The 12,832-nt window shown below is 33.2% G+C and carries 9 protein-coding genes; 7 read left to right on the top strand and 2 right to left on the bottom strand.

Going from position 1 to position 12,832, the window contains the following annotated elements; translation table 11 throughout:
* Positions 1–38: 38 nt before the first annotated feature.
* The 6 genes from ACIQ2L_RS02865 to ACIQ2L_RS02840 all read left to right on the top strand — a co-directional run bounded on the left by ACIQ2L_RS02865 (position 39) and on the right by ACIQ2L_RS02840 (position 9,799).
* Positions 39–3,443 carry a hypothetical protein gene (locus ACIQ2L_RS02865; protein WP_396156254.1) on the top strand — a complete coding sequence of 1,135 codons (3,405 nt, stop codon included), beginning with the start codon at positions 39–41 and terminating at the stop codon, positions 3,441–3,443.
* Positions 3,436–3,858 (top strand): rRNA maturation RNase YbeY, encoded by a 423-nt coding sequence (gene ybeY, locus ACIQ2L_RS02860; protein ID WP_396156252.1) that lies wholly within the window; start codon positions 3,436–3,438, stop codon positions 3,856–3,858. The genes ACIQ2L_RS02865 and ybeY overlap by 8 nt, the downstream gene beginning before the upstream one ends.
* Position 3,859: 1 nt before the next feature.
* A complete protein-coding gene (gene mnmG / locus ACIQ2L_RS02855; RefSeq protein WP_396156250.1) occupies positions 3,860–5,731 on the top strand; it encodes a tRNA uridine-5-carboxymethylaminomethyl(34) synthesis enzyme MnmG in 1,872 nt (623 codons plus the stop codon).
* 54 nt (positions 5,732–5,785) lie between these two features.
* Positions 5,786–6,631 (top strand): class I SAM-dependent methyltransferase, encoded by an 846-nt coding sequence (locus ACIQ2L_RS02850; protein ID WP_396156248.1) that lies wholly within the window; start codon positions 5,786–5,788, stop codon positions 6,629–6,631.
* 236 nt (positions 6,632–6,867) lie between these two features.
* On the top strand, positions 6,868–7,431 hold the full coding sequence (locus tag ACIQ2L_RS02845) for an OmpH family outer membrane protein (RefSeq protein ID WP_396156246.1): 564 nt from the start codon (positions 6,868–6,870) through the stop codon (positions 7,429–7,431).
* A 103-nt stretch (positions 7,432–7,534) separates the two neighbouring features.
* Positions 7,535–9,799 (top strand): helix-turn-helix domain-containing protein, encoded by a 2,265-nt coding sequence (locus ACIQ2L_RS02840; RefSeq protein ID WP_396156244.1) that lies wholly within the window; start codon positions 7,535–7,537, stop codon positions 9,797–9,799.
* On the opposite strand, the gene ACIQ2L_RS02835 is transcribed toward ACIQ2L_RS02840, so the two are convergent.
* Both ACIQ2L_RS02835 and ACIQ2L_RS02830 read right to left on the bottom strand, forming a co-directional pair.
* Positions 9,800–10,186, bottom strand: a complete 387-nt coding sequence (locus ACIQ2L_RS02835; RefSeq protein WP_396156242.1) for a DoxX family protein — start codon at positions 10,184–10,186, stop codon at positions 9,800–9,802.
* A gap of 5 nt (positions 10,187–10,191) precedes the next feature.
* The gene (locus ACIQ2L_RS02830) at positions 10,192–11,340 is read right to left on the bottom strand and encodes an ATP-binding protein (RefSeq protein WP_396156240.1); all 1,149 of its coding nucleotides are present in this window, start codon (positions 11,338–11,340) and stop codon (positions 10,192–10,194) included.
* Positions 11,341–11,560: 220 nt separating this feature from the next.
* Here ACIQ2L_RS02830 and ACIQ2L_RS02825 point away from each other — a divergent pair, with 220 nt between their 5' ends.
* Positions 11,561–12,748: a phosphoglycerate kinase gene (locus tag ACIQ2L_RS02825; RefSeq protein WP_396156238.1), complete on the top strand. Its 1,188-nt coding sequence runs from the start codon at positions 11,561–11,563 to the stop codon at positions 12,746–12,748.
* The last annotated feature ends 84 nt before the right edge of the window (positions 12,749–12,832 follow it).

Raw genomic sequence — 12,832 nt, 5'->3', positions numbered from 1 at the left:
AATTGTACATTTATCGGTTATAAAAAAGAAGTAAAAAATTGGCAAATTCAACTATTATTTATCAAAAGCTAGAAGCATTTATAAAAAAGTATTATACCAACGAATTGCTGCGTGGCACCATTTTTTTTGTTGGTATAGGTTTGTTGTATTTTATTTTCACGCTCTTTGTTGAGTATTTTCTTTGGTTAAAACCTTTTTCAAGAACTGTTTTATTTGTTGCGTTTGTCGTTGTAGAAATATTTCTATTACTGCGTTTTATTTTGTTTCCCATTTTTAAATTGTTTAAAATTCAAAAAGGCATTGATTATAATGAAGCGTCAAATATTATAGGAAATCATTTTAATGAAGTAGGCGATAAGCTTACCAACTTTCTGCAATTATCACAAGACCAAAACAAGTCTGAATTATTAGTAGCTTCAATTGATCAAAAGGCAAACACCTTGCAACCCATTCCTTTTGGAAAGGCAATCAATTTAGGGAAGAACAAGAAATATTTACCGCTTGCCATCATTCCTATTTTGTTCTTTTTGTTTTTCTTGATTTCCGGCAAAGGAGAAATATTATCGCAAAGTTTAAATCGTGTGGTGCATTTCAAGCAACAATTTTTACCTCCAGCACCATTTGAATTTGTGGTTGTTAATGAAAATTTAAAAACCGAACAAAACAAAGATTTTTTACTAAAGGTAAAAACGATAGGCAATGTAGTTCCCGAAAATGCAATGATTTTCATTGGAGAAGAAAGCTATTTTATGGAAAGTAATAAAAGTGGTGAATTTGAGTTTGTCATTCCAAAACCTTCTGAAGACCTAGAATTTCATATCGAAAGCAATGACGTTTCTTCTCGCGATTATGAGTTGAAAGTTATTGTTGTTCCTTCAATAGCCAATTTTGAAATGGTTTTGAACTTTCCTAGTTATTTGAATAAAAAACCGGAATTAATCAAAGGAACGGGAAATGCTATTATTCCCGAAGGAGCAAGAGTAACATGGCGCATGAATACCTTAGCTACTCAAAAAGTAGATTGGGTAAGCGACAAAGCACGTTATACTTTTGTAAAACAAGAGAATATTTTCACTTTGTCAAAAAGTATACTTCAAAATATAGATTATCAAATTCTTACCTCAAATAATAAAGTTCAGAATTACGAAAAGTTAAATTATCAGATATCCATAATTAAAGATCAGTTTCCTACTATTAATGTAAATAATGCTCCGGATAGTTTGAAGGTAAATAAAAACTTTGTTTTAGGACAAGTTTCCGACGATTATGGCCTATCAAAATTGCAAATAATCTATTATCCAAAAGACAAACCAAACCTAGCTAAACGAGCTTTGATTAATGTTAAAAAAGACATTTACGACCAGTTTGTATTTTCATTCCCAAGCAATCTTCCTGTAGAAGAAGGTGTTTCCTATGAGTATTATTTTGAAATTTTCGACAACGATGCACTTCACAACCTCAAAAGCACCAAATCTTCTGTGTTTAGTAGCAGAATTGCCACAGAAGAGGAAAAGCAGGATGAAATGATGAACCAACAAAATGAGAATATAAGCTCATTAGCTAAATCATTAAAAGCGCAAGACAAGCAGTTATCTGAAATGGATAAACTTAAAAAAATGGGCAAAGAGAAAGATAATCTTGAATATAAAGAACAGCAAAAAGTGAATGATTTCATTCAACGTCAAAAGCAACAAGACGAAATGATGAAAGAGTTTTCAGAAAAGTTGAAAGATAATTTAGAGCAGTTTAAATCGGAAAAGAAAGACGGGAAAAAAGAATTGCTTCAAGATAGATTAGAAAAAACCAAAGAAGAACTTGATAAGAACAAGAAACTTTTAGATGAACTTCAGAGACTGAATGACAAAATTAGTAAAGAAGAGTTGTTTGAAAAGATGGAGAAATTCCAGCAAGCTAGCAAGAATCAAACAAAAAGTTTGGAGCAATTAGTTGAGCTTACAAAACGGTATTACGTAGAGAAAAAAGCGCAACAAATTGCAGAGAAAATGAACAAGCTTGCAGAGAAACAGGATAAATTAGCAGAGAAACAAGAAGAAAATAATGTAGAGAAACAGGAGGAAATTAACACAGCTTTTGACAAGCTTCAAGAAGAGTTGAAAGAGCTACAAAAAGACAATAAGGAGTTAAAAGCTCCAATGGATATTCCTAAAACCGAAGAGAAAGAAAAAAGCATTGATGAGGATTTGAAAGATGCGAAAGATCAATTACAGAAGCAACAAAAAGAGAAAGCTAAGTCAAAACAAAAAAGCGCTTCGAAAAAAATGAAACAAATGAGCCAACAGATGCAAGAGCAAATGGCATCTAGTGAAGCGGAACAAATGGAGGAAGATGTTGCTATGTTGCGTCAAATATTAGACAACCTTTTAGCCTATTCATTTTCACAAGAGGATGTAATGAAACAGTTTAGGAATCTTAAACGTGGTGCGCCGTCCTTTAACAAAAATCTAAAAATTCAGCAAGATTTAAAACAGCAATTCAAACACGTTGACGATAGTTTGTTCGCGATGTCATTACGTAATCCTAAAATTGCAGAAGAGGTTACTAAGGAAATTGGAAACGTGCAATACAACGTTGATAAAGCAATAGAAACTTTGGCTGAAGCTGACGTGCCAAAAGGGAATTCGCACCAACAATATGCGGTATCCTCTTCTAATAAATTGGCAGATATGTTAAGTGATATTTTGAACGGTATGCAAATGCAAATGTCAGGTGCCGGCGCAGGTAAACCAAAACCTGGTCAAGGCCAGGGACAAGGAATGCAGTTGCCGGATATCATAAAAAAGCAGGAAGGTTTAGGAGAGAAAATGAAAAAGGGGATGAAAAAAGGTGACAAACCTGGAGAAGGACAAGAAGGAAATCAAGGAGAAAAAGAAGGTCAAGGAAAAGAAGGAAAAAAACCGGGTGAAGGTCAGCAAGGCGGAAAAGGAGGAAGCGGAAAAGGCAGTGAAGGAAAGGGTGAAAACGGAAAAGGACAAGGAAACGAAAAAGGACGAGAAAACGGACAAGACGGTGAAGGCGACGCTAAAGCCATAATGGAGATTTATAAAGAACAACAACAATTGCGAGAAGCCTTAGAAAAAGAACTTAAAAAACAAGGCGTTGGAGGGAATGGTCAAAACGCTCTTGATCAAATGAAGCAAATAGAAAAGCAGCTATTAAACAAAGGATTTAATAATGAAACGCTTCAAAAGATTTTGAATGTAAAGTACGAGTTATTAAAGTTAGATAAAGCGCTTCAACAGCAAGGTGAAGATAAGAAGAGACAGTCTGAAACCAATAAAAAAGAGTATAGCAATCAAGCTAATGCTTTACCAATTCGTCTTCAAGATTATTTGAATAGTATTGAAATTTTAAATAGACAAAGCTTACCTTTGCGCTCCAATTTCAACCAAAAGGTTCAAGAATATTTTAAGACCAATGATTAGTTTTAATTACGAGATAGATTTTAATTTAGAGAATGAAATCGAATATTCAAGTTGGATTTCAGAAGTAATTATTTCTGAAAGCAAGAACGAAGGGGAGATTAATTACATCTTTTGTGATGATGCTTTTTTAGTTGAAATGAACGTACAGTATTTGAATCACGACACACTTACAGACATTATTAGCTTTGATTATTCTATAGGAAACGAACTACATGGGGATATTTTTATTTCTATTGAAAGAGTGCGTGATAATGCAGAAGATTTCAATGTATCATTTGAAAATGAATTAAAAAGAGTTATGGCTCACGGCGTCCTACACTATTGTGGTTACAAAGACAAAAACGAGTTAGACGAATTACTTATGCGTCAAAAAGAAGAAGAAAAAATGATGATGTTCCACGTGAAACACAATTAATATGTTTTTAGAAAAGTATGATGTTATTGTGGTTGGCGCAGGTCACGCAGGTTGTGAGGCGGCGGCGGCATCGGCAAACTTAGGTTGCTCAACGTTACTCGTAACCATGAGTTTACAAAACATTGCTCAAATGTCATGCAATCCCGCAATGGGAGGAATTGCAAAAGGGCAAATTGTTCGTGAAATTGATGCGCTAGGAGGATACTCTGGAATTGTTTCTGATAAAACAGCTGTTCAGTTTAAAATGTTGAATAAATCAAAAGGGCCCGCCATGTGGTCGCCTAGAGTACAGTCGGACCGAATGCGTTTCTCTGAAGAATGGCGATTGATGTTAGAAAGAACACCTAATTTAGATTTTTACCAAGAAATGGTCAAAGGGCTTTTGATTAAAAACAATAAAATTGAAGGAATTACAACATCACTTGGAATAGAAATTAAAGCGAAAACGGTTGTGCTTACTAATGGAACTTTTCTTAATGGATTAATTCATATAGGTGATAAACAGTTTGGCGGAGGAAGAGCAGGCGAAAGTGCCGTCTATGGAATAACAGATGATTTAGTAAAAGTTGGTTTCGAAGCAGGCAGAATGAAAACAGGAACGCCACCCAGAGTTGATGGTCGCTCATTAGATTATTCTAAAATGAGAGAAGAGCCAGGCGATTTAATCCCTGATAAATTTTCATATTCCGATGAAACTAAACCATTGACTCATCAAAAATTGTGTCATATGACGTATACGTCAAACGAAGTTCACGATATTTTGCGTGAAGGTTTTGATCGTTCTCCTATGTTTAACGGAAGAATAAAAAGTATTGGACCACGTTATTGCCCATCAATAGAGGATAAGATAAACCGTTTTGCCGATAAAGAAAGACATCAATTGTTTATTGAACCCGAAGGATGGAATACCGTAGAAGTTTATGTAAATGGTTTTTCTACTTCGTTGCCCGAAGACATACAGTTTAAAGCATTACGGTCGGTAGCAGGATTTGAAAAAGTTAAATTTTTTCGCCCTGGTTATGCTATCGAATATGATTATTTCCCGCCAACACAATTAAAGCATACTCTAGAAACCAAGCTGGTTGAAGGATTGTACTTTGCTGGACAAATTAACGGAACAACAGGTTATGAAGAAGCCGCGTCACAAGGAATGATGGCAGGTATCAATGCAGCCCTTAAAGTAAAAGAGCAAGCGCCAATGATTTTGCGTCGGGACGAAGCTTACATTGGTGTTTTGATTGACGATTTAATTACCAAAGGAACTGAAGAACCCTACCGAATGTTTACTTCTAGAGCCGAGTACAGAACGTTATTGCGTCAAGACAATGCTGATTTTAGATTAACGCCAAAATCATTTGAAATAGGTTTAGCGTCAGAAAAAAGATTGAGAAGAATGGAACATAAGCTTAATCAAAGTGAAAAAATGGTCAATTTTTTCAAAGAAACTAGCGTTACTCAGGAAGAAGCCAATCCAATATTAGTTGAAAAGGAAAGTGCGCCAATGGTTCAATCGGATAAAATGTTTAAAGTTTTTTCTCGCCCTCAAATGGAATTAGGTGATATATTGAAATTTGAAAAAGTGCAACACTATATTCAAGAAAACGATTTGGACAAAGAAATAATTGAGCAAGCCGAGATACAAGTAAAATATTCAGGATATATCGAAAAAGAAAGGAATAATGCTGAAAAATTAATTCGATTAGAAGACATAAAAATCCCAGAAAACTTCGATTATCATAAAATTAAATCCATGTCAATTGAAGCCAAACAGAAACTTAGTACAATACGTCCAGTTACTATTTCACAAGCTTCGAGAATTAGTGGCGTTTCACCATCTGATATTTCGGTTTTATTAATTTACATGGGAAGATAATTATACGTTCCACGTGAAACGAATTTCGGGAAGTCCTATCAATACAATGTTTATATGAGTTTTCAAAACAATATTTTTTTTCAAAAAGTTAGAGATTATTCGGTTTCAAAAGAAATTTTCGAATTGCATCATAATCCAGAGTATGATTTGTTAATCACTTTTCCTAAACCGAGTATAGAAAAATTACCGAGCTATTACGAAAGCGAAGATTATATTTCACATACCGACGGGAAGCGTACTTTATTTGAAAGAATGTACCATTTGATAAAAAACATAGCGTTAAAGAATAAAGTTAAATTAATCAATGCTCAATCTAAAAAGGGCACCCTTTTAGACATTGGTGCAGGAACTGGAGATTTTTTGGTTGTAGCTAAAAAAGAGGGTTGGCAAACAACCGGAATCGAACCAAGTGAAAAAGCAAAAGGAATCGCAGTTAACAAAGGAGTGAAATTTGCCGAAAGTTTATCCTCATTAGAAAATAATTCGTTTGATATAATTACAATGTGGCATGTTTTAGAACACGTTCCAAACCTTGAGGAATACATTATCGAACTGAAAAGGCTACTAAAACCAACAGGAACAATTGTAATTGCAGTGCCCAATTTTAAATCTTTTGACGCTCAATATTACGGAAAATTTTGGGCAGCATACGATGTGCCAAGACACATTTGGCATTTTTCAAAAACAGGCATAGAAAAGTTATTTTCCGAAAAAGAGTTGAGATTAGTTGAAGTACTTCCCATGAAGTTTGATAGTTTTTACGTGAGCTTATTATCTGAAAAATATAAAACAGGAAAAATGAATTTCATTAAAGCTTTTTTTGTCGGGTTGAAATCAAATAGTAATGGAAAACAAACTAAAGAGTATTCGTCACATATTTATGTTATAAAAAACCAATAAAAACTACTATAAAAAGCAAGGTTTTATAAAAATACCACAGACAGAAATTACCCTGTAAAATATATAAAAGACTCTTAAAACGCTTAATTTAAAGCTAAAAATAATAATTAAAAGGTATTGAAATTGTTTTTACGATAGTTTAAAGCTATAACACAAAAAGTCACGAAAGTAATTTTAAAGTTATTGAATTTTATTTTTATACTTTTGAATCCGAAAAATAAATATATCAAATCATAATGAAAAAAACACTTATCCTATTTGCATTTTCAATTGTACTAATTTCATGTAATAAAACAACGGAAATTAAAGAATTTAAAACAGCTTACATTAACACAACAAAATTGATGGAAGAATCTGAAGAATCAAAAGATATCGAAGCAAAATACAAAGAGAAGGCCAAAGTAATGGGCAATCAATTGGAAGCAGAAGTTGCTCGTTTCAAATCGGAAGCAGCAAGCTTTAAAGAAAACGCAATGAAAAATGGTCAAGCTTGGGCACAACAAAAAGGTTCTGAATTACAACAAAGAGAAGAAAGATTAAATTATGCACAACAAGCAATGTTACAGCAATTGCAACAAGAAAGCGGTGTTGAAATTGATTCTTTAGTAAAAAGTTACAGAAAAGTAATTAAAGACTACGGCAAAGAAAAAGGGTATGATTACATTTATGGCACAGGGGATGTAGCATCAGTTTTGTACGCAAAAGATAGTTATGATATTTCTAAAGAAATTATCAAGATGATTAATGATAAATATACATCAGCCAATAAAAAAGATGCAACTTCTAAGGAAGGAAAGTAATCATTAGTATTCTTCTAATCACATAAAACGCCTCTTTTGAAGGCGTTTTTTTATTGTGTGTTGATAAACAATGTTTTATATTTGTTTTTCTAAATTATAAGCCATGGAATCATTATCAGCCGAAGCAAACTATGTGTTGCAATTTATCAATCAAACCAACCGCTCTATTTTTCTTACAGGAAAAGCGGGTACAGGAAAGACAACACTCCTTAAAGAGATAATTCATTCAACCCATAAAAATTGCGTTGTTGTTGCACCAACAGGAATTGCAGCATTAAACGCCGGTGGAGTCACTATTCATTCGTTGTTTCAATTGCCTTTTGGTGGATTTATTCCCGACAATTCCTCTCCGTACTTTTCAGAATATTCAAAGTTTGAAACCAAAGCAACGTTACGGAGGCATTTTAGAATGAGCGCTTTAAAAAAGACGGTAATTCAAAACATGGACTTGCTTATTATTGATGAAGTCAGTATGTTGCGTTCCGATTTGATGGATGCAATAGATTTTATGTTACAATCTGTTAGGAAGAAAAACCAGCCTTTTGGTGGTGTTCAAGTACTTTTTATTGGCGATTTATTACAATTACCACCTATCATTAAAGAAGAAGAATGGCGAACTTTACGTTCTTATTATAAGGGAAAATTTTTTTTTCATTCGCATGTAATTCAACAAAACCCTCCGTTGTATATCGAATTGTCTAAAATTTTCCGTCAAACAGACAAACAGTTTATCACGGTTTTAAACAACTTACGTAACAATCAAATTTCTAAAAACGACCTTCAAATTCTCAATCAATTTGTTCAACCTGATTTTGATTTAAAAGCGAATAAAGGTTATATTACTCTTACAACCCACAACGCAAAAGCGGACACCATAAATTCGCAATCATTGTCAGATTTAGAAGGTAAAACCAAAGTATATAAAGCGTTAATTGTAGATGATTTTCCAGATAAAATTTATCCTTTGGAAGAAAATTTAGAATTAAAGATTGGAGCTCAAGTAATGTTTGTTAAAAATGATTTGTCATTTGAAAAAAATTATTTCAACGGAAAAATGGGGGTAGTCAAATCACTTTCAGACGGAGAAATTATAGTGCACTTTCTAGACGAAAATAAAACCATAGAAGTCGAACGATATGAATGGCAAAACATTCGTTACTATGTTGATGAAAACACAAAAGAAATTAAAGAAGAAGTACTAGGAACTTTTACCCATTATCCAATTAAATTGGCTTGGGCAATTACGGTTCATAAAAGCCAAGGATTAACCTTCGACAAAGCCGCATTAGATGTTTCTCAGGTGTTTCTTCCTGGACAAGCCTATGTGGCGCTTTCTAGATTACGTTCTTTAAATGGCTTGATCTTGCTTTCTGCGCTACAAATGAACGGTATTTCGAGCGACCAAGATGTAATTGAATATGCCGAAAGCAGAGCAAGCGAAGCACTTTTAGAAATCACCTTGAAACAGGAAACGAAAAGTTTTATACAGAGCTATTTGAAATCGAGTTTTGATTGGACAGATTTGGCTCAGGAATGGCGAAATCACCAGTTTAGTTATAATGAAAATTCAGAACTATCATCCAAGTCAAAACATGCTGATTGGGCAAAAAAACAAACGGAGACTATTGAAAATCTTTTAGTTCCAGCTAAAAAATTCATCTCGCAATTGAATACACTTTTCAATGAAGATACTGTTGATTATAAATTCATTTTAGACAGAATACAAGCAGCTTATTCTTATTTTTTGGTTCCTTTAGATGCTTTGTTTTATGAAATCTTACGGAAACTGGAAGAAGTCATCCGAATTAAAAAAGGCAAAGTGTTTTATGATGAATTATTGTTTTTGGAGGGCTTGCAAATCAAAGCAGTTTTACAATTAATGAAAGCCAAATTATTAATAGAAATCGTAGTCAAAGGCGAAACTATTTCTAAAGAAAAATTAACTTCAGAGGAGATTAAATATTATAAAATTAGAAGACTAGAAAAAGTTCGTGAGGAATTTAAAAATGCAAACATCACTTTAATTGATGATGAAGTTGATTTAGAACGCTATACCAAAAAGAAAAAAATGGACAAGGTTCCAAAAAAATCAACCGTACAGGAAACTTATGAATTGTGGTTAGAAAAAAACACTATCAAAGAAATTGCATTAATTCGTAAGCTTACCGTACAAACGATTTACAGTCATTTGGCTAAATTAATAGAAACAGAAACCATTTTGATATCAGATGTTTTGCCCGACGAAAAGATACAAGAATTGACCAAAGTTTTTAAAGGGTATAGAGAAGAAACACTCAACATACTAAAAGAGCAAGTAGGAAATAAATTTACCTGGGACGAATTGAAAATCTTTAAAGCAAGTTTGTAATTAGTTCAACCAAAATACAGCTAAAACAGCTGGAACAAAATAAATTGCAATGGTTCTTGCGCCATCATAATCTTTTGCTAATCGTTGCCCTAACAGTAAAAATATCAATGTAATACATGAACAAACAGCGCCATAATAACCAAAAACTCTTCCGCCATTGACCATTAACTCTACACAACCAACTAAAGTTAAAACACCCGTAATAAGCTCAAGAAATAATATAATTCCCAAAGCAATCGGAACATTATTTTTTAGTAAAGAAGTATTGGCAAAATGCCCTTTCAACCAATCAATATTTCCTTGCCAGGCAAACACTTTGTCATAGGCTGATTGAATAAAAGTAACAGCTAAAAAAATCAAAACGAGTATAGAAGCCGTGTTATTCATAATGTTTAATTTTTATGTATTAATCGAGTCAGTTTTATGGATAAATCAGTTAGTATAATTTTCGCATTTCCATTGCGCTCAATGTGATAAATGGCATCAGAAAGTTCTTTAAAAATACTATTTATATTGTTTCCATTTACAAAAGGAGCAAATTTTTCAATACTAAATTTTTCAATATTTGATTCTAAATAGACTAATTTTTTTGTCTCGTAATTATGCAACAAGGCCTGTCGGAACATCACAATACAATAATTCAAAAATTGTTTTTGCCCTTCTCGACCTAAACTTGCAATTTCTTCACTCCATAAAATCAAATCTTGAATAGCAGAAGCATTTCCTTTTGCCCTAAAAGCAGCGCGAACCCATTCAACAAACCATTTTTCAAAAGGCATGTCTTCCGTATCGTTTTTTATAATATGAAGGGCTTTATTGTAATTTCCTTGAGCTAAATGAGCTACTTTACTAGATGACGCATCATCTAAAAAGTATTTTTCTTTTAAGGCATTCGCAATCATAACTTCGGGTAATGCACCGAAATGAATAACTTGGCAACGTGAACGAATCGTTTGAATAATATCTTCTTCATTTTCAGAAATTAAGAGAAAAAGAGTTTTTTCAGGAGGTTCTTCTAATAGTTTTAGTAATTTATTAGATGCGGTTATATTCATTTTGTCCGCCATCCAAACAATCATGATTTTATAACCACCTTCATATGATTTAAGTGCCAGAGATTTTAAAATTTCTTGAGCATCTTCTACACGAATTTCTCCTTGTTTGTTTTGAACGCCTAGATGTTTGTGCCAATCAAACAAGCTTCCGTAAGGGTTTGCCGATATAAATTCTCTCCAATCAGTAATAAAATCGGCGCTTTTTGGTTTGGTTTTTACATCATCATTGGTAACATTGGGATATACAAAATGTAAATCGGGATGAGAAAATGAATTAAATTTTAGATTGCAACTTTCGTTTCCGCCACTATTTTCAATACCAGAATTAGAACATAAAATAAATTGTGCATACGCTATTGCAACAGCCAAAGTTCCTGATCCTTCTGGGCCAATAAATAATTGAGCATGTGGAATCCTTCCCGACAATGCGCTTTTAATGAGATGATTTTTTATAAAATCCTGTCCAAGAATATCTGAAAACTGCATGTAGCAAATATAGAAGAAATATTTTGCTATTGGTAAATCGGCAATGGGTTATTCGTTACTAATTTAGAAACGGAAGTTAAGATATCCAAAAGAGATTTATTTAAAAATTAACTTTTTATGACTTAAAATTTTCTTAAAAAACATCGATAAAAGCACAAAAAGTACCGATGAAATTAAATTTTATTATATTTGCAAGCATTCAACCCTTTTAAATTACTTAATGAAAACGCTACAAGATTTCGATTTCAACGCCAAAAAAGCTATTATTAGAGTTGATTTTAACGTGCCATTAGACGAGAATTTTAACGTCACAGATGCAAATAGAATTGAAGCCGCAAAACCAACTATAGATGCTGTTTTAGCGGATGGCGGAAGTGTAATTTTGATGTCTCATTTAGGGAGACCAAAAGGAAAAGAAGCCCAATATTCATTACGACATATTGTTGCAAAAGCGTCCGAAGTTTTAGGAACTAGCGTTCAATTTGCTTCAGATTGCAAAGGTGAATTAGCTACTACTGCTGCACATAACTTAAAACAAGGCCAAGTATTATTGCTAGAAAATCTTCGCTTTTATGCAGAAGAAGAAGCTGGTGATGAAAATTTTGCAAAAGAATTGGCTTCTCTTGGCGATATATATGTGAATGATGCCTTTGGAACAGCACACAGAGCGCACGCTTCAACAACAATAATTGCTAAATTTTTTCCAAATCACAAATGTTTTGGATTGCTAATGGCTAAAGAAATCGAAAGTTTAAATAGAGTATTGAATAACTCAGTAAAACCAGTAACGGCTGTATTAGGAGGTTCAAAAGTTTCTTCTAAAATAACAGTCATTGAGAATATTTTAGAAAAAGTGGATCATATGATTATTGGCGGTGGAATGACATTCACTTTTGTAAAAGCTTTAGGAGGTAAAATAGGAGATTCTATTTGCGAAGATGATAAACAAGAATTGGCTTTAGAGATTTTACACTTGGCCAAAGAAAAAAACGTTCATATTCATATTCCTATTGATGTAGTTGCCGCTGATGCTTTTTCAAATGATGCCCATACTCAAGTGGTAGATGTTAGAGAAATTCCTGATGGATGGCAAGGATTAGATGCTGGTCCAAAATCATTAGCTAATTTTAGAGAGGTGATTATGAATTCAAAAACGATACTTTGGAATGGCCCTTTAGGTGTTTTTGAAATGGAAAATTTTGCTAAAGGGACGATTGAGCTTGGAAATTGCATTGCAGAATCAACTGCAAATGGAGCTTTTTCACTCGTAGGAGGAGGAGATTCGGTAGCAGCGGTTAAACAATTTGGTTTAGAAGATAAAATGAGTTATGTTTCAACTGGCGGCGGAGCTATGTTAGAAATGTTAGAAGGAAGAGTTTTACCCGGAATAGCAGCTATTTTAGATTAATTCTCCAGCAACACAATATATAACAATAAATTACGTTATAAATTACTAGGAATTAATAACAATTTATATTTAATAATATAACAC

Origin of the sequence: Flavobacterium sp. (assembly GCF_044369455.1) — a bacterium.
Taxonomy (GTDB): Bacteria; Bacteroidota; Bacteroidia; order Flavobacteriales; family Flavobacteriaceae; genus Flavobacterium.
The sequence above is the reverse complement of the archived record's forward strand: the minus strand, read 5'-3'. Positions and strand labels throughout refer to the sequence as shown.